The sequence below is a fragment of the Halorubrum sp. AS12 genome, assembly GCF_051122765.1.
Lineage (GTDB): Archaea > Halobacteriota > Halobacteria > Halobacteriales > Haloferacaceae > Halorubrum > Halorubrum trapanicum.
Window position 1 is genome coordinate 1,356,461 of sequence record NZ_CP185385.1, and the last position, 17,280, is coordinate 1,373,740.

Here is a 17,280-nt window from a genome sequence, read left to right on the forward strand (position 1 = left end):
AGATATTTAAAATAAAATAAATACGTATTAAATAGAGTCAGCGGCAAAAAAGCCGGATATCGGCCACACCGGATAGGCCCGAAAGCCCGTGAGTCATCGCGAACTGTCGCGCTTGCTCGGTCAAGGACCCCGTTTTTTCACCGCCGAGCGCGGAGTTCGGATCGCCATGACCGACATCGAGTCCACGATCCGAGCGGCGTTCGAGCACACGGAGTACGACCTCGGCGACGTCGCGGTCAACCGCCGACAGGTCCGCGTGCCGGTGATACAGGAGGGCGCCGACCCCGACGCGCTCCGAGCGGTGATACAGGAGGCGCTCGGCGCGGACGCGCTCGCCGCCGTGACCGTGACCACGGAGCGCATCGCCGGCGAGGACACCGTCGGGACCGTTGTGTCGTTCCGGTACCGGGACTGACGCGGACGTCGAGGGGTTCCGGGTCGGCGCTGCGACACCGGCCCCACCGCGACGCGGTACGGTTAACAGGTCGGTACCCGTACACTGGGATCACACGATGACGGCCGAGGACGGACACGACGGCGCACAGTACCTCGCCGGCTCGCCCGTTCGGGTCGCGATACTCAGGGCGCTACGCGAGAACCCGCAACGCCCGGCAGAGTTGACCGGCGCGGTCGACGCGACCCGAACGACGGTCCAGCGGATCCTCGCGGGGTTCCGCGAGCGGGACTGGGTGGTGAAACGGGACGCCGCCTACCGGGTGACGCCGACCGGAGAGCGCGTCCACGACGCGTACGAGACGCTCCTGACGGAGGTCGAACGCGGCGACCGCTACGGGCGGTTCGCCGCGACCGTCGAGCGCGTCGGCGCCGACTTCCCCGCGGCGGGACTCCCCGACAGCGATCTCACCGTCGCGTCCGAGCAGAATCCGCTGGCGGCCGTCGACCGGCTCACTGAGCTGCTCCACGAGAGCTGCGGCAGCGAGATTCGGGCCGTCTCTCCCGTCGTCATCCAGCCGTTCAACGACGCCGCGGCCGCGGCGCTGGACGACGGCGCGAGCGTCGAACTGGTCATCGATCGCGACGTGGTCGACGCCTCGGTCGCGGAGTTCGAACCGGCGACCGACCGCGCGCTGGACGACGACGCCGCCGAGGTGTACGTGAGCGCCGAGCCGATCGAGTACGGGCTGTTTCGGCGCGGCAACATGGCCTGTGTGACCGCGCACGACGAGCGGAACAACCCCCGGTGCGTGCTCGAATCGACCCATCCGACGGCCGTCGACTGGGTCGACGAGACGTTCGCGGCGCTTCGAGACGACGCGTCGAAGCTCTCCTCGGTCGTCGAACGCGCCTGAGAAGGGTGCCTGCGCTCCCTACGCGTCGTTGCTCGCGGCGCTCTCGTCGTCGGTAGCCGCATCGGCCGTCGCGTCGTCGTCCGGATTCGCGTCGTCGTCCGGATCGAAGTTGGCGGGCACGACCGTCGGGTGGTCGATGCCGACGGAGGGCGTTGTGGCGCTCATGGCTCTAAGAGACGATACGCGACGCCGACCCTAAAAATTACCCATAGGCATAACGCATCCGGCCACGGGCAGTGGATGCGCTCGGGTTATACCGCCGCTACGCGACCTGTTCGTCGTAGAGGTCCTGCGCGTGCTCGATCGCGTCCTTGGCCGCCGCCTTGTCCTCCCAACCGAGCGTTTCGACCTCCTTGCCGGCCTCGAGGTTCTTGTAGGTCGCGAAGAACTCGTCTATCTCGTCGAGGATCTGCTGGGGGATGTCCTCGAGGTCCTCGATGTGATCGAACCGGGGGTCCTCGGTCGGCACCGCGATCACCTTGTCGTCCTGCTCGCCGTCGTCGTCCATCTTCATCAGCGCGACGGGGCGGGCCTCGACGACGCAGCCGGGGAACGTCTGGTCCTCGACGAGCACCATCACGTCGAAGGGGTCCTCGTCGTCGTAGTACGACTGCGGGATGAACCCGTAGTCGTACGGGTAGTGGACGTTCGAGTGGAGCACCCGGTCGAGGACGACGCCGGGGACGTCCTTATCGTACTCGTACTTGTTCCGCTCGCCTTTGAGACACTCGACGACGGCGTAGATCTCGTCCGGCGCGTTCGGTCCCGTCTCGAGATCTTCCCAGAGGTTGACCATGTGTCCGTTAATGCGTCGATGACGGGCAAAGTCCTTTCGGGATCCAGCGATTCGGACGCGGCCGAGGTCGAACCGCGCGAGACCGCGTCAGCCGTCCGAAACCCCTCGAACGACCGATCGGCCGGTTTCGATCGCGAGTCGAATCCGGGACCACGCCGACAGATCGTCGGCGTATCCGGCGGGAACGGAATCGATCGGTCGAACGCACTGTGTCGCCTGAGCGTACGGGCGTCCGCCGACACGCCCGTTGATGCCGGTGGATCCGGTCGTTCGTTCGGGATGAGGCATCGCAACGATCGTGAATGTTGAGAAAGACTATAAGTTCGGATGCCCTCTTACCACCCATGTCAGAGGCACAAACAGTCACTGATGAATCGACGGCCGCAAGCGATCTCACGGCGTTCCAACAGAACATCCTCACGATCCTCGCCGAGGAACCGATGTACGGTCTCGCCATCAAACGGGAGCTGGAGGCGTACTACGGCTCCGAGGTGAACCACGGCCGCCTGTACCCCAACCTCGACGACCTCGTCGACCTCGGGCTGGTGGAGAAGAGCGAACTGGACAAGCGGACGAACCAGTACGAGCTGACCGACGAGGGCCACGACGTCGTCCTCGGCCAGATCGAGTGGGTCCTCGACCGGTTCGTCACTGACGAGACGCGCGCCGACGAGGTCCGCGAGCTGCTGGAGTAAGGGGAGACCCCGATCCCGCGCGGCTGGACCGCACCGAACACGACAGAACACTTTTGGCACACGGCGCGGCGAAAGCCGCGTTTCCTCGTTCTCCGAGCCGCCGCTACGCCGGACCGTCGCCGTCGGGACTATCGCCGTCGACGTCGCCCGAATCGTCGACATCGGCCGAGTCTTCTATCTCGGCGGGCTCGTCGACGCCGGCGGCGACCGACTCAATCACGGACAGCGACTCGTCGACGGCGTCGAGCTGCTCGTCGGTCGGCCAGCCGTTCCGAACCAGGTACTCCTCGCGGAACTCGGCGCGCATCTCGGGGGTGGCGTCGTCGACCGGGCGGACGTAGTGGTTGCTCATGAACGCCGCGAACGTCTCCGCGGTCCGCGCGTGGACCTCGGCCTCCCGCTCGGCGACCTCCTCGGCGACGATCTCGTTGTACGCGGCCACCTCGCGGTAGCGGTCGGTGTCGCCCGGGCCGGAGAGCGACACCTCGACGGCGCGGTCGGTGTCCTCGACGCGGTCGAGTTGGACCGTCCCGTCGTCCATCCACTCGTCGGGGTACAACACGAGCGCGTCGTCCTCGTCGCGGACGCGCGCGGTGTAGCCGTACTCGGCCGCGAGCGCGTCGCGCCGCTCGCGGTACTGGTCGGCAGCCTCCTCGATCTGCGGCGTCGCCTCCGCGGACTCCGCCTCGCGGGCGAGCCGCGTGAGCCGCTCCGCCTCGTCGACGGCCTCGACCGGCACGTCCGGGACCCGGTCGTCGTCGCGGTCGGGAGTCTCGGCGTCGGCGGAGTCGCCCGTCTCCTCGTCGTCCCCTTCCACCGCCATCATCTCCCGCGCCCGTTCCTTCGCCCACTCCGGCGGGTCGTCGTCAGTTCGCGTCATCGAGTGCCTCGTTCGCCAGATCGTCGGCGCGTTCGTTTATCTCCCGCGGTACGTGCGCGATCGACCAGCGGTCGAACCGCTCCAACAGCTCCCGAGCGCGGACCCGCCGCTCGCGGAGCTCCGGGTCGTTGGCGTCCCACTCGCCGCGGACCTGCTTGACGGTGAGCTGGGAGTCGCCGCGGACGTCGACCGCGTCGAAGCCGTACTCGTCGGCCGCCTCCAGCGCGCGGATCAGCGCGGCGTACTCCGCCTGGTTGTTCGTCGCCCGCCCGATCCGCTCGCCGCCCTCGGCAACGACCCCGTCGGAGGTGACCAGACACCAGCCGACCGCAGCCGGGCCGGGGTTCCCGCGGGAGGCGCCGTCGAAGTAGACGTGCGCGCGGCCGCCGCCGTCGCGGAGCAGAGCGGTGAGCCGCGTCGGGTCGCTCCCCTGAACGACGACCTTGTCGTCGTACGCGACCGCGACGGCCCCCTCGCGCTCGGCGCGCCACCGCTCGTGGGGCGTGTTCCCCTCGTCGATCCGGACGCCCGCGTCCGCGAGGCGCTCGCGCGCAGCGGCCGGGTCGCAGTCGATCGTCGGCATTCGTCCGGGTTCTGCGCCCGGCGGACAAAGGGCTGTCCGTCCGCCGTCGAGATAAAAAAGGCCGAATATATGAGGCACAGGCGACAGGGGCGGCGCGTCCCTCGATCGACGCGCAGTGACCACGTCGAACGCCGATCCGACCCGAGCGGACGCCGCGTCGACCGCCGAGCGGGCCGAGTCGGACCTGTTGACCGGTCTCGCCGCCGTCCGAGAGCGACGCGGCACGGTCACCGTCGCCTGCCGCTACCGGTGCGCGACCGGGAGGGCGTTCGGCGGCGAGTGGCGGGGCGTTCCGGTGGGACCGCTCCTCGACGACGCGCCGCCGGAGACGACCCACGTCCGCGCCGAGTCGGCGGACGGGTACCGGGCGCACGTCGCGGTGCGGAAGGCGCTGGACGCCGTCGTCGCGACGGAGCGCCTCGACGGGCCGGCTGACGGGCTGCCCCGGCTCGTCGGACCCGATTTCGACAGTTCGCGAACGGTGCGGGATCTCTCGGCGCTCGTCCCCGTCGCGCTTCCGGCCGACGCCGACCCGGAGACCGCGGCGGTCCGCGACGACCAAGCGGGGACGGCCGCGGTCCGCGACGACCAAGCAGGGACGGGCGACGAGTGAGACGCGACGAGTGAGAGACCAACGAACCCCACGGAGAACGACCCATGAACCCCACGGGCCGCGACCGAACCGCGACTGAGGACGGAGCGCCGACCGACGACTCGCGAGCGGCCGCCGACCGACCAGCCGACGCCGACCCGCTGCCGGTCGTCGTCGGCGTCGCGGGACCGAGCGGCGCGGGGAAGACGACGCTCGTCGAGCGGCTGGTCGACGCGTTCGCCGCGGAAGGGGAGCGCGTGGCGACGGTGAAGTCGATCCACCACGCGATCGAGCCGGACGAGCCGGGGACCGACACGCACCGCCACCGGACCGCGGGCGCGGCGGCGACGGTCGGTATCACGCCGCAACACGCCTTCGAGATCAGTCCGCACGACCCCGACGGGACCGACCCTGACGGCGATGTCGGCGATGTCGACTCCGACGAGGAGGGCGGCTCCGAGGTGGATGACGGCACCGAGGAGGATGACGGCACCGAAGAGATCGGCGGCGCCGACGCGCGGAAGCGGGCCGCGCTCCGCGAGGCGATCGACCGGTTCGCGGCGGCGGGACACGACCTCGTGGTCGTCGAGGGGTTCGCCGAGGCACCGATCCCGACCGTCCTCGCGGGCGACGCCGACCCGGAGAGCGTCGCCGGCGAGATCGTCGCCGAGGGCGACGAGCCGTTCGACGCGGTCCGCGAGGCGGTCCGCGCCGTCGATCCGCCGGAATCGCTCGGCCAGCCGGACGCGGCCGAACCGAACGCGACCGACACCCACGACAAATGAGCGACGACACGCGCGACGAGACGGAGGAATCGGACGCGACGATCGACGAGGAGTCGCAGCGGGCGGCCGCCGGCGACGACGGCGAGGGCGATGGCGGCCACGCCCACGGCGACGGCCGCGCTCACGACGACGACGGCCACGGCCACAGTGACGGCCACGCTCACGGCGACGGCGACGACGGCGGACCGCCGGGCGTCGAGACCCGCGAGGCGCCGCCGACGGACGACCCGAACCGGAACTACCGACCGATCGACTTAGAGGAGACCGGGAAGGGCGCCCTGCCACGGAACCACCCGGCGCTGGAGAACGGCGGCGGACCCCAAGGCGGCGGTTCTCCGCCAGGCGGGACCGGAGGGCCACAGGGTGGAACCGGTGGAGCGCCGGGAGGCGCTGGCGAGCCGCCGGGAAGCGGTGGCGGGGGACCACCCGGTGGCGCTGGCGGCCCGCAGGGCGGGGGTTCCCCGCCCAGTGGTGCCGGCGGGGGCGACCTCCCGGACGCCGAGCGGATCCAGAACCGGATGGTCCGCGAGATCCGGTCGATCGACACGCCGCGTGGCGACCCCGTCTCCGCCGAGGTGCTCGCGGACCTGACCGTCGGGGACGGCGTGGTGACGGCGACGCTCGACGCGGGCGGACTCGCCCCCGCGGTCGCGACCGCGGTCGGCGAGCAGGTCCGCGGGGCGGGGCTGGCGATCGACGGCGTCGACCACGTCCGGATCGAGAGCCCGGAGCGGAGCCGCGTCGAGGGTGAACTCAGCCCCGAGGGCGTCGACCACGTCCTCGCGGTCGCGGGCGCGAAGGGCGGCGCAGGCAAGAGCACGGTGACGATCGCGCTCGCCCGCGAACTCCGTGAGGCCGGACTCGACGTGGGGGTGTTCGATGCCGACTTCCAGGCGCCCGACCTCACCGAGTACCTCGGCGCGAGCGACCCGGTGGTCTCGACGCCCACGGGGCGCCCCTCGCCCGCGTACGCGGACGGGATGCGGATCGTGAGCATCGATCTCGTCTCCGGCGATCGCCCGACCGCGTGGCGCGGCGCGATGACCCACGACGCGCTCGCGGACCTGCTGGGCGAGGCCGTCTGGGGCGACCTCGACGTGCTCCTCGTCGACCTCCCGCCGGGCGTCGGCGACGTGGCCCACACCGTCTTCTCGCGGGTCCCCGTCGACGGCGCGGTGGTCGTGACGACCCCCTCGGACGTGAGCGTCCGGAACGTCACCCGGACGATAGGCCTGCTCGACGCCCGCGACGTCCCCGTCGCCGCCGTGGTCGCGAACAAGGTGCGCGAGGGCGACGCAGTCGGTGACGGCGAGCCGGAGGCAGAAACAGCGGGCGACCGCGACCCGACCGACCTCGTCGCCGAGGCGAACGGCGACCCGGCGCTCGTCTCGCTCCCGTTCGACGCGAGCCTCCGCGACCCCGCGGGGTTCGAGTTCGACGAGCTCGCGGACGCGACCGCGACCGGTCTCTCGGACATCCGGGCCGCGGTGACCGGGTTCCTCGACGACGCCGGGCCGGACGTGCCCGAGGACGCCGTCGACATCAGCGGGCTCCCGGACCGGCTCCGCGAGCAGCAGGCGCTCATCGAGGCCGGGGCGGCCCCGGACGGCCCGCGGCCGCTCCTCGTCGACCGGGGCGACGACCGGGTCGGCGAGGCGCTCGACGACGAGTTCGCGGTCGACGTCGAACCGGTCGACGACGACCGGTCGGTGGTGCGCGTCGAGGGCGACGCCGGTTCGGCCTGACGGGCGGCCCGCCGCGGCCGGCGCCGTCGTTCGGGACTCCGTCAATCGTTTAAGTGATTCACCCCGAAGACGTTCACCAGACCTGTCACGGCACAGGAACTGAAGGGCCGTTATAATCGCCGGGCGGTCCTCCGTCACGGATGCGATGATCTGGAACCGATCGGTCCGGTACGGGGGAAGAGGACCCGACGCCCCGGCGGTTCGGTGGGGGTGGTCCGGATGAGTCGTGCCGACGACGAGGAGAGCAACGGCGAGGTCAGCCGGCGCGACGTGTTGACCGCGGCGGGCGCCGTCGCCGGCATCGGCGCCGCGGGCTACCTCGGCAGCACCCGTCTCACGATGGGTGACGATCCCGGGCCGTTCCCGGGCCGGCGGAGTCCCTTCGAGGCGTACCCGAACGAGGAGTGGGAGTCGCAGTACCGGGAAGTGTGGAGCCGGGACGACTCCTTCATGCTCACCTGTACGCCCAACGACACGCACAACTGCTACCTCGAAGCCAGCGTGAAGAACGGGCAGATCACGCGGCTCGGTCCCTCGATGAACTACGGCGAGGCGACCGACCTCCAGGGGAACCAGGCCTCCCAGCGCTGGGACCCCCGCGTCTGTAACAAGGGGCTGGCGATGGTCGAGCGGTTCTACAGCGACCGGCGCGTCCAGGCCCCGATGGTCCGCGAGGGCTTCCGCGAGTGGGTCGAAGAGGGCTTCCCGCGAAATCCGGACGGCTCCATGCCCGAGGAGTACGCGAACCGCGGCGAGGACGCCTTCGTCGAGGTCGACTTCGACGAGGCGTACGAGCTGGCGGCGAAGACGCTCGTCGAGCTGGCGACCCACTACTCCGGCGAGTCGGGCGCGAACAGCCTGCTCGAACAGGGGTACGACGAGCGCATCGTCGAGGAGATGGACGGCGCCGGCGTCCGGTCGATGAAGTTCCGCGGCGGGATGCCGCTGCTCGGCCTGATCAAGCTGTTCGGCCAGTACCGGAACGCCAACTCGATGGCGCTTCTGGACAACTACGTCCGCGACGTCGACGAAGAGGAGGCGGTCGGCGCGATGGGGCTGGACAACTACTCGTTCCACACCGACCTGCCGCCGGGCCACACGATGGTCACGGGCCAGCAGACGGTCGACTTCGACCTCGCGAACGTCGAGCACGCCGACCAGCTGGTCGTCGCGGGGATGAACTACCTCACCTCGAAGATGGCGGACTGCCACTGGCTCACCGAGGCCAAGGTGAAGGGAACGAAGCTCACCGGCATCTTCACCGACTACAACGCGACGGCCTCGAAGTGCGACGAGGTCGTCACGGTCCGCCCTGCCACCGACTCGGCGCTCTTCCTCGGCGTCGCCCGCGAGCTGATCGAAAACGACCTCTACGACCCCGAGTTCGTCCGGGCGAACACCGATCTGCCGCTGTTGGTCCGGATGGACGACACGCGCCTGCTGCGCGCGAGCGACGTCTTCGCAGACTACGAGCCGGCCGATCTGGAGAAGACCGAGACGGTCGGCGACGACGGCGACCGGCCGACCGCCGGCCGGACCGACATCGCCGAGCAGGTGATAGACGAGCAGCTCCGCGACGAGTGGGGCGACTTCGTCGTCCGCGACGAGGAGACCGGCGAGCTGGAGCCGGTGACCCGCGACGACGTCGGCGACGACTTCGACGTGTCCGCGACGATCGAGGGGAGCTTCGAGGTCGAGCTGGCCGACGGCGAGACGGTCGAGGTGCGGACCGTCTTCGACCTCATCCGCGAGCATCTCGCGGAGACGTGGGACCCCGAGGGCACCGCCGAGGTGACCGGGACCCAGCCCAAGGCGGTCGAGAACCTCGCGAACGACATCGCCGACAACAAAGAGGAGACGCTGATCCTCACGGGGATGGGACCGAACCACTACGCGAACGCAGACCTGAAAGACCGGGCCGTGTTCCTCGTGGCGTCGCTCACCCGCAACGTCGGCTACCAGACCGGCAACGTCGGCTCCTACTCCGGGAACTACCGCGCCGCCTACTTCAACGGGCTCGAACAGTACACGAAGGAGAGCCCGTTCGACATCGAGTCCGACCCCGAGGCCGACGCGACCGTCGACCAGCGGTACGGCATCCACTCGGCACACTTCTACACCAACCTCGACAAGCCGCTGAAGGTCGACGGCGAGTACTTCCAGGGCGACTCGCACATGGCACACGCCCACGAAGTCGATCTGGGTGTCCGGGTCGAACTCCATCCTCGGCAACGCGAAGGGGGCGTACAAGATCATCGAGCGGATGCTCCGGAACGGGAAGATAGAGGCGTTCTTCACCAACGAGTGGTGGTGGACGATGACCTGCGAGTACTCGGACATCGTCTTCCCCGCCGACTCGTGGGCGGAACACCACGTCCACGACATGACCGCCTCGGTCACCAACCCCTTTATCACGACGATGCCCGAGACGGGGATCGACCGGATCTACGACACCCGCAACGACGCCCAGCACTACCAGGGCGTCGCCGAGAAGCTCTCGGAGATCACCGGCGACGACCGGTTCGAGGGGTACTGGCAGTTCATCGACGAGGAAGAGCACCGCGCGAAGCCGTACCTCCAGCGGATCGTCGACCACTCGAACACGGTGAAGGGGTACGACGTCGAGAACCTGCTCGAAGACGCGCGCGAGGGGACGCCCGCGATCATCATGACGCGGTCGTACCCGAAACACGTCGGCAACGAGCAGACGCTCGACGACGACCCGTGGTACACCAAGACCGGCCGGCTGGAGTTCTTCCGCGAGGAGACGGAGTTCACCGAGGCCGGCGAGAACATCCCGCTCCACCGGGAGCCGATGGACGCGACGCCGTACGAGCCGAACGTCATCGTCGACGACAGCGACAGCCCGGTGATAGACCCCGAGACGCCCGAGGACCGCGGGTGGGACGGCGACGAAGTGGAGGACAGCAACGACCGGCAGGTCCGGAACGTGGTCCGCTCGCCCGACGAGCTGACAGACAGCAGCCACCCGCTCAACGACCTCAACGAGGGGTACGAGTACGTGTACATGACGCCGAAGTACCGCCACGGTACCCACTCGTTCGGCAGCGATCTGCCGAACATCGCGGTGTGGTGGTCGAACTTCGGCGACATGAACCGGAACGACCAACGGCAGCCGTACTTCGGCGAGGGGTACATCGAGATGAACCCCGCCGACGCGATCGCGGAGGGGCTTACCGACGGCGACTACGTGTGGGTCGACGCCGACCCGCAGGACCGACCGTACCCCGACTGGGAGGAGAGCGACGACTCCTACGACGTCGCCCGCGCGATGATGCGCGTCCGGTTCCAGCCGAGCCTCCCGCAGGGGGTCACCCGGAGCTGGATGAACGTGACCAACGCCTCCCACAAGTCGGTCGAGGCGACCGAGAGCCGCGACGACGGGATGGCGAAGGCCGAGGACACCAACTACGTCGGGATGTACCGGCAGGGGGGCCACCAGTCGGCGACGACGACGTGGCTCCGCCGCACGTGGCTCACCGACACGATGCCGCGGAAGAACCTCGCCGGACTCAACCTCGATCACGGGTTCGAGCCGGACGTCCACGCCGCCAACGGCGCCCCCAAGGAGGCGTTCGTGAAGGTCGAGAAGGCCGAGGACGGCGGCGTCGACGGCGAGGGCGACTGGCGTCCCGTCGAGGAGGGCGTCCGCCCGACGAACGAGGACGAGCGGATGGAGAACTACCTCGACGGCGGCTTCGTCGGCCGCTCCGAGTCCGACTGACGCCCGCGAGCCGCGACGCTACGGAACCGCGACCACAGAACGACACCACCACACCAACTCAGACCAATGGCAACCGTCTACAACTGGCAGATCGGCCGCGAGATGGAGTACCCCTACGCCGAGAACCGCCCGGACCGACAGTGGGGGGCCGTCTTCGACCTCAACAAGTCGCATCGCGTGCCAGACGTGTACGCTCTCGTGTAAGACCACCTGGACCCACGGCGAGGGGCAAGAGCACATGTTCTGGAACAACGTCGAGTCGAAGCCGTACGGCGCCCACCCGCTCGGCTGGGACCAGGAAATCTTAGACCGGCTCGGCGTCCAGGAGTGGGGCTCGGACGGCGTCTACGACGGCGACACCATCTGGGAGGCCAACGACGTCGACTGGGAGGAGACCAGCCCGACCGAGGAACACATCGCCAACGAGGGGTACGTCGAGGGATACATGCCGGAAGACCAGGACTGGGCGCACCCGAACCTCGGCGAGGACGAGCCGGCGGGCGAGGCGTTCGCGGGCGACACCCACATCGAGGGCGAAGAGCACCCGATGTGGTTCTTCTACCTCCCGCGGGTGTCCAACCACTGTACGTACGCCGGCTGTGCCGGCTCCTGTCCCGTTCAGGCGATCTACAAGCGACAGGAGGACGGGATCGTCCTCATCGACGAGGAGAGCTGTCAGGCGCAGCTCCAGTGCGTCCAGGCGTGCCCGTACAAGAAGTCTGTGTTCAACCAGGCGAAGGGGAACTCCCAGAAGTGCGTCGGCTGTTACCCCAAGGTCGAGCAGGGGCGCGTCCCGCAGTGCTTCGAGAACTGCCTCGGGAAGATTCGCCAGCACGGCTGGGTGAATCCGCCGGAAGAGGCGGACCCGACGAACCCGATCGACTACCTCGTCCACGAGGCCGAGGTGGCGCTGCCGCTGTACCCCCAGCTCGGCTTGGAGCCGAACGTCTACTACATCCCGCCGATCAACGTCCCGGACGACTACCTCTACCAGATGTTCGGGCCGGGCGTCGAGGAGGCGAAGGCGACGTACCGCCGCGCCCGCGACGGCCGCGCCGAGGAGCGGAAGCTCCGCGGCCTGCTCCACCTGATGGGCAGCACGGAGTGGCGCATCGAGGAGTTCGAGGTGACCGAAGACCGGGCGATCGGCTACGACGAGAACGGCCGCACCGTCGCGAAGGTGCCGATGGAGGAACCGCGCGCCGAGCGACCCAAGTTCGAACAGGGCGTCGACGCCTACCGGCTCGACGTGACATAACCACCCAGACCGATGAGCGATCACACCGACGACGAGACCGAAACGGACGGACGGCCCGGCGACGGAGCCGCGGTCGACGACGAGTCCGCGGTCGGCGACAAGAGCGGGGGCGGCTGGGACGAGGACCTCTCGCCCGCCGCCGAGCGGGACGTTCACCGGGGGCGACTCTACGAGGCGCTCGCGACCGCGCTCGACCGCCCGCGTGGGACCGCCGCCGACGCGGAGCGCGATCCGGACCCGACCGTGCTGGGCGAGGTCATCGTGGAGGCGGCCGCGGAAATCGCCGACGACCGCGCCGATGAGGGCGACGCCGAGCGGGCCGATAGCCGGCGGGAGCTGCTCGACGCCGCCGCCGCGGTCACCGACCGCCTTCCGAACGACCCGACCGAACTCGAACGCACGTTCGCCCGGACGTTCGGGGTCGAGACCGACGGCGCGGTCGACCGCTACGAGGTCGCGTACGCGCCCGGCGGCGTCACCGTCAACACGGACCGGATGGCCGACGCGGCCGGCTTCTACCGGGCGTTCGGCCTGGAGAACGCCGGCGGGGCGCGCGACCGCGCCGACGCGGTCTCCGTCCAGCTGGAGTTCTGCTCGCACCTCGCGGCCCAGCGCGCGTACCTCCGCGAGACCGGCGACGAGACGGGCGTCGAGCGCGTCACCGAGGCGACGGCCGCGTTCCTCGAGGACCACGTCGGCCGGTGGGTGCCGCGGTTCGCGGCCGATGTCAGCGAGGCGGCCGACGGGGGACCGTTCCCCGCGCTCGCGGACGTGCTGGGGGCGTTCGTCGACCTAGAGACCGAGCGGTTCGGCGTCGAACCCGAGGTCTTCGAGGAGCAGCCCGACGGTCCCGTCGAGAGCCTAACGGGCGTCGACACCGACGCCGACGGCCGGCTCGACCTGCGCTGCGGCACCGGCGGCAACGGGTCGAGCGCGAGCGAGCCGAACGGCCACCCGGCCGCGACCGGCTGCGGCGCCGCCGGCCGCGAGAACTTCACCGGCTCGCCCGGCCAGCGCGCCGCGACGCCGGAAGAGACGCCGGAGCCGCCGAGCGAAACGCCCGACTCAGACGCCGGGAGTGCCGCTGACGTCGCCGAGGACGAGACACGGGCGTCCGAGGGGCTACCGAGCGAGCCGCCGTCGAACTGACCGCGGCACCGGGGGTTGTCACACCCTCACATAGTAACGAACTTTTAAGTCAAACCATTTCGATAGCATATAAATGCGATGACACGGCCCACCCGGCAACGGGATCACGACCGGCAGCGCGTGGGGGACGAGGACGCCGAGGAAGACGAGATCGACGTCGAGGAGGTCGAGGACGTCGACGAACTGGACCCCGAGGACTTCGATCCGGAGGATCTCACCCGGACGGCCGACGGGGAGCTGATACACGAGGAGACGGGACTCATCGTCGAAGACGAGCAGATCGATCCCGGCCCGGAGTGGCGCGCGTTCAACCACTCGGAGCGACAGGAGAAGTCGCGCGTCGGCGCCCCGACGACGAAGACGATCCGACGACAAGGGGTTGACGACGACGATCGACTGGAAGGATAAGGACGCCTACGGGCGCTCCATCTCCTCGAAGAAGCGGTCGCAGATCGCACCGCCTGCGGAAGTGGCAGGAGCGTATTCGGACGAAGGACGCCGGCGAGCGCAACCTCCAGTTCGCGCTCTCGGAGATCGACCGCATGGCCTCGGCGCTGGGCGTCCCGCGCTCGGTGCGCGAGGTCGCCTCGGTCATCTACCGACGGGCCTTGAACGAGGACCTGATCCGGGGGCGCTCCATCGAGGGCGTCTCCACCGCCGCGCTGTACGCCGCCTGCCGCAAGGAGGGGATCCCCCGGAGCCTCGAGGAGATCTCGGAGGTCTCGCGGGTCGACCGCAAGGAGATCGGCCGGACCTACCGGTACATCTCCCAGGAGCTGGGCCTGGAGATGCGACCGGTCGACCCGAAGAAGTACGTCCCCCGGTTCTCCTCGGAGCTGGAGCTGAGCGAGGAGGTCCAGTCGAAGGCCAACGAGATCATCGAGACGACCGCCGAGCAGGGACTGCTCTCCGGGAAATCCCCAACCGGCTACGCCGCCGCCGCGATCTACGCGGCCTCGCTGCTGTGTAACGAGAAGAAGACCCAGCGCGAGGTCGCCGACGTGGCGCAGGTCACCGAGGTCACCATCCGGAACCGGTACCAAGAGCAGATCGAAGCGATGGGGATCCACAGTTAGGGACGCCGAAGCGGGCGGTTTCCTCGCGTCTCCCTTCTCGTCTACTCTCCTCGTCTACTCTCCTCCGTTCGCCGGAAACGTTCAAGCCGGTGCGCCGCCAACGCCGATCTGAATGCGGCTCGACGAGTTCATCGAGTTCGAGGCGAACGAGCGCGCCGAGCGGCGGCGCCTCGCCGCGGAGAAGGACTACGGCATCCTCGATCACCTCGACTCCTTCGAGCGGCGCTTCGACGAGCACGTCTCCGACGACGCGGTCGTCGGCAGCGTCTCCCCCTCCATCTTCGTCGGCCGCGCGGACTACCCGAACGTCTCGACCGGGCTGCTCTCGCCGGTCGGCCGCGAGGAGCGGGCCGCGAGCTTCGAGACCTCCGCGGCGTGGTACGACGAGGGCGTCTCCATCGCGGACGTGTTCGACCGGCGGACCAGCCTGCTCAACTCGACGCGCGGGGTCGACGTGGCGGACGCGGGCGCGACGGGCGGGGTGAAGGCGGTCAGCGGCGGGGACGGCCCGGCAGAGAGCGTCCACGACGCGTGGAACGGCTGGCTGGGCGTTCAACGCGAGGTCGCCATCGCGGACCGCCCGGTCGACGTGGAGATCGGACTCGACGGGACCCCGGACCTCGACTTCGATATCGGGACGGAGGACATCAAGACGCCGACCGGCCCGCGCGCGGCGGCCCGGACCGCCGACCTCGGCGAGAACCCGCACGTCCCGCGACCGGTGAAGAAGACGCTCGAAGACGACGACTGGCGCGCCGAGGGGGCGATGACGTACCTCTACCGCCGCGGGTTCGACGTGTACGAGATCAACACGATCCTCTCGGCGGGCGCGCTCGGACAGGGAGAGAACCGCCGACTCGTTCCGACGCGCTGGTCGATCACTGCCGTCGACGACACGGTCGGGCAGTTCCTCCGCGGCTCGATCCGCGACAACCCGACGGTCGACCGGATCGAGGTCCACCGGAACGAGTACCTCGGAAACGCCTTCTGGGTGATCCTTGTGCCGGGCCAGTGGGAGTACGAGCTGGTCGAGATGAAATCGCCCGGCTCGATCTGGAACCCCGACCCCGAGGCCGGGGTGTACCTCGCGGCCGCCAGCGAGGGCCGCGAGGGTCGGACCGGCTACGTCGAGGAGACGGCGGGCGCCTACTACGCGTCTCGGCTGGGCGTCCTCGAACACCTCGACGACCGCGGGCGGCAGGCGAAGGCGCTCGTCTTGCGCCACGTCTCCGACGACTACTGGGGACCGGTCGGCGTGTGGCAGGTGCGCGAGGCGGTCCGGAACGCCTTCGACGGCGAACTCGGGACCGCGGAGACGTTCGGCGAGGCGGTCCGCGGCGTCGCCGAGCAGCTCCCCGTCTCGCTCGGTCGGCTCCGGCGGAAATCGACGATGGCGGCCGGGCTTCAGGCGAACCTCGGCGATTTCGTCGACGCGGAGTGAGCGCGGCAACATTTATAAGCGACTGTGGAGTCGGTGGCGTCTATTTATAAAGAGACGTGCGGTGGCGCGTGCCTGCGAGGCCGCCTCGCGGCCGAGCAGCACGCGCGAGGGACGCGGCGACCGGAGCAAAGCGGAGGGAGCCGCGAGGCTGGGGAGGTGTGAGGCTGCGATGCGGGGCGGTCGGGTGGGACTCGAAGGGGCAGCCGGGAGGACCGCGCAGGCGACGCAAGCACCGGAACGAGGGAGCGAGCGGAGTGAGCGACCGAGTGAGGAGCACAGCGAGCGTGCGCGGTCCTCCCGGCTGGGGCTTCGGTAGTGTTCGCCGTCGATCCACAGTCGACCAGCAATAAATAAACGACGAGGATGCGATCGCAGCTCGCGCCGTCGTCGTATCAGTCCTCGGCCCAGTAGTACAGGTCCTCGCGGGGCGCGTCGCAGTTGGGGCAGCTCTCGGGAAGCTCCTCGCCGATCTCGCCCATCTCGCCGCACTCCCAACAGCGCCACATCACGTAGGCGGTGCCGAACACGTCCCGGGCGTCGGTCAGCGCCAGCGGATCTGAGCCGGACGGCGAGGAGACGTAGAAGCCGTCGTCGTCGACGCCGCGGACCGACCCGAGCTTCTCGCCGTCCTCGTCGTACACCGATTGGCCGATGCTCACGTCGGCGAATACGGGTTCTTCGGAGGCCATGCGCGACAGTACGTGTTTATCACTTATAATTGTGATAGTTGGTGGCGCGACACACACCGGAGAGCGATGGCAGCGACTGATCGTGCCGACGACTGATCGGGTGTGGACATCTCCGAAGCCCCAGCCGCGAGGACTCGATGCGCTCGCTGTCGTTCGAGACGCCGAAGGCGTCTCGTGATGACGAGAGAGCTTTGCTCTCTCGAACCACGGTCCTCGGCGCTCACTCCGTTCGCGCCTGCGGTCCTTGCGTCGCGCGTCTTCGTCCTCGCGGCAGCGAGACGCTACGCGTCTCTGGCAGCCGGCGGCTTCGCCGCCGGCCACTGCCCCTTCGAATCCCGCCCCGCACAGCACCTCACACCTCCCCAGCCTCGTCGGCCTCCCTCCGGTCGGCCGACTCCAGCGAGGGACCGGAGGTCCCTCTGGCAGCCGGCGCGTAGCGCCGGCGACCTCGCGCGTGCCGACGAGCGCCCTGCCGGGCGCTCGCAGGCGCGCGCCACCGCACAGCAGACCGGTGGCTCCGAGCTGGCGATTTAATC

At 69.4% G+C, this 17,280-nt stretch carries 13 protein-coding genes and 3 pseudogenes; 11 read left to right on the forward strand and 5 right to left on the reverse strand.

Features of this window, described 5'->3' with window-relative positions; genetic code table 11:
• The first annotated feature begins 166 nt into the window (after positions 1-166).
• Together ACODNG_RS06855 and ACODNG_RS06860 are read left to right on the forward strand one after the other, a co-directional pair.
• Positions 167-415: a hypothetical protein gene (locus ACODNG_RS06855; protein WP_434522961.1), complete on the forward strand. Its 249-nt coding sequence runs from the start codon at positions 167-169 to the stop codon at positions 413-415.
• Between the two features lie 97 nt (positions 416-512).
• Positions 513-1,310 (forward strand): helix-turn-helix transcriptional regulator, encoded by a 798-nt coding sequence (locus tag ACODNG_RS06860; RefSeq protein WP_434522962.1) that lies wholly within the window; start codon positions 513-515, stop codon positions 1,308-1,310.
• An 18-nt stretch (positions 1,311-1,328) separates the two neighbouring features.
• On the opposite strand, the gene ACODNG_RS06865 is transcribed toward ACODNG_RS06860, so the two are convergent.
• Positions 1,329-1,475 (reverse strand): hypothetical protein, encoded by a 147-nt coding sequence (locus ACODNG_RS06865; RefSeq protein ID WP_434522963.1) that lies wholly within the window; start codon positions 1,473-1,475, stop codon positions 1,329-1,331.
• A 97-nt stretch (positions 1,476-1,572) separates the two neighbouring features.
• On the reverse strand, positions 1,573-2,106 hold the full coding sequence (locus ACODNG_RS06870) for an inorganic diphosphatase (protein WP_209545744.1): 534 nt from the start codon (positions 2,104-2,106) through the stop codon (positions 1,573-1,575).
• 344 nt (positions 2,107-2,450) lie between these two features.
• Here ACODNG_RS06870 and ACODNG_RS06875 point away from each other — a divergent pair, with 344 nt between their 5' ends.
• Positions 2,451-2,801: a PadR family transcriptional regulator gene (locus ACODNG_RS06875; RefSeq protein ID WP_434522964.1), complete on the forward strand. Its 351-nt coding sequence runs from the start codon at positions 2,451-2,453 to the stop codon at positions 2,799-2,801.
• Between the two features lie 103 nt (positions 2,802-2,904).
• On the opposite strand, the gene ACODNG_RS06880 is transcribed toward ACODNG_RS06875, so the two are convergent.
• Both ACODNG_RS06880 and rnhA read right to left on the reverse strand, forming a co-directional pair.
• Entirely contained in the window at positions 2,905-3,681 is a 777-nt protein-coding gene (locus ACODNG_RS06880; protein WP_434522965.1) for a DUF7108 domain-containing protein, read from the reverse strand.
• Complete coding sequence (gene rnhA, locus ACODNG_RS06885) at positions 3,668-4,264, reverse strand: ribonuclease HI (protein WP_434522966.1); 597 nt, start codon at positions 4,262-4,264, stop codon at positions 3,668-3,670. The genes ACODNG_RS06880 and rnhA overlap by 14 nt, the downstream gene beginning before the upstream one ends.
• A 115-nt stretch (positions 4,265-4,379) precedes the next feature.
• On the opposite strand from rnhA, the gene ACODNG_RS06890 reads away from it, so the two are divergent.
• The 8 genes and pseudogenes from ACODNG_RS06890 to nreA all read left to right on the forward strand — a co-directional run bounded on the left by ACODNG_RS06890 (position 4,380) and on the right by nreA (position 16,055).
• Positions 4,380-4,877, forward strand: coding sequence for a molybdopterin-dependent oxidoreductase (locus ACODNG_RS06890; RefSeq protein WP_434522967.1), 498 nt, complete (start codon positions 4,380-4,382; stop codon positions 4,875-4,877).
• 44 nt (positions 4,878-4,921) lie between these two features.
• Positions 4,922-5,641, forward strand: a complete 720-nt coding sequence (locus ACODNG_RS06895; protein ID WP_434522968.1) for a molybdopterin-guanine dinucleotide biosynthesis protein B — start codon at positions 4,922-4,924, stop codon at positions 5,639-5,641.
• Positions 5,638-7,386, forward strand: a complete 1,749-nt coding sequence (locus ACODNG_RS06900) for a P-loop NTPase (protein ID WP_434522969.1) — start codon at positions 5,638-5,640, stop codon at positions 7,384-7,386. Before ACODNG_RS06895 ends, ACODNG_RS06900 begins: the two co-directional genes overlap by 4 nt.
• Positions 7,387-7,605: 219 nt before the next feature.
• Positions 7,606-11,131 (forward strand): annotated as a pseudogene (locus ACODNG_RS06905) (molybdopterin-dependent oxidoreductase).
• A 66-nt stretch (positions 11,132-11,197) separates the two neighbouring features.
• Positions 11,198-12,389: pseudogene (locus ACODNG_RS06910) on the forward strand (4Fe-4S dicluster domain-containing protein).
• A gap of 12 nt (positions 12,390-12,401) precedes the next feature.
• Positions 12,402-13,538, forward strand: a complete 1,137-nt coding sequence (locus ACODNG_RS06915; protein WP_434522970.1) for a TorD/DmsD family molecular chaperone — start codon at positions 12,402-12,404, stop codon at positions 13,536-13,538.
• A gap of 78 nt (positions 13,539-13,616) precedes the next feature.
• Positions 13,617-14,614 (forward strand): annotated as a pseudogene (locus ACODNG_RS06920) (transcription initiation factor IIB).
• Positions 14,615-14,726: 112 nt separating this feature from the next.
• Positions 14,727-16,055, forward strand: coding sequence for a DNA repair protein NreA (gene nreA, locus ACODNG_RS06925; RefSeq protein WP_434522971.1), 1,329 nt, complete (start codon positions 14,727-14,729; stop codon positions 16,053-16,055).
• A 392-nt stretch (positions 16,056-16,447) separates the two neighbouring features.
• Here the strand turns inward: nreA and ACODNG_RS06930 are convergent, their stop codons facing one another.
• Positions 16,448-16,744 carry a DUF7130 family rubredoxin-like protein gene (locus ACODNG_RS06930; protein ID WP_434522972.1) on the reverse strand — a complete coding sequence of 99 codons (297 nt, stop codon included), beginning with the start codon at positions 16,742-16,744 and terminating at the stop codon, positions 16,448-16,450.
• Positions 16,745-17,280 lie beyond the last annotated feature (536 nt).

Bases quoted from the DNA above. Each gene is read 5' to 3' on its own strand.
- ACODNG_RS06855 (WP_434522961.1), top strand. From the start codon at position 167: ATGACCGACATCGAGTCCACGATCCGAGCGGCGTTCGAGCACACGGAG.
- ACODNG_RS06860 (WP_434522962.1), top strand. From the start codon at position 513: ATGACGGCCGAGGACGGACACGACGGCGCACAGTACCTCGCCGGCTCG.
- ACODNG_RS06865 (WP_434522963.1), bottom strand. From the start codon at position 1,475: ATGAGCGCCACAACGCCCTCCGTCGGCATCGACCACCCGACGGTCGTG.
- ACODNG_RS06870 (WP_209545744.1), bottom strand. From the start codon at position 2,106: ATGGTCAACCTCTGGGAAGATCTCGAGACGGGACCGAACGCGCCGGAC.
- ACODNG_RS06875 (WP_434522964.1), top strand. From the start codon at position 2,451: ATGTCAGAGGCACAAACAGTCACTGATGAATCGACGGCCGCAAGCGAT.
- ACODNG_RS06880 (WP_434522965.1), bottom strand. From the start codon at position 3,681: ATGACGCGAACTGACGACGACCCGCCGGAGTGGGCGAAGGAACGGGCG.
- rnhA (WP_434522966.1), bottom strand. From the start codon at position 4,264: ATGCCGACGATCGACTGCGACCCGGCCGCTGCGCGCGAGCGCCTCGCG.
- ACODNG_RS06895 (WP_434522968.1), top strand. From the start codon at position 4,922: ATGAACCCCACGGGCCGCGACCGAACCGCGACTGAGGACGGAGCGCCG.
- ACODNG_RS06900 (WP_434522969.1), top strand. From the start codon at position 5,638: ATGAGCGACGACACGCGCGACGAGACGGAGGAATCGGACGCGACGATC.
- ACODNG_RS06915 (WP_434522970.1), top strand. From the start codon at position 12,402: ATGAGCGATCACACCGACGACGAGACCGAAACGGACGGACGGCCCGGC.
- nreA (WP_434522971.1), top strand. From the start codon at position 14,727: ATGCGGCTCGACGAGTTCATCGAGTTCGAGGCGAACGAGCGCGCCGAG.
- ACODNG_RS06930 (WP_434522972.1), bottom strand. From the start codon at position 16,744: ATGGCCTCCGAAGAACCCGTATTCGCCGACGTGAGCATCGGCCAATCG.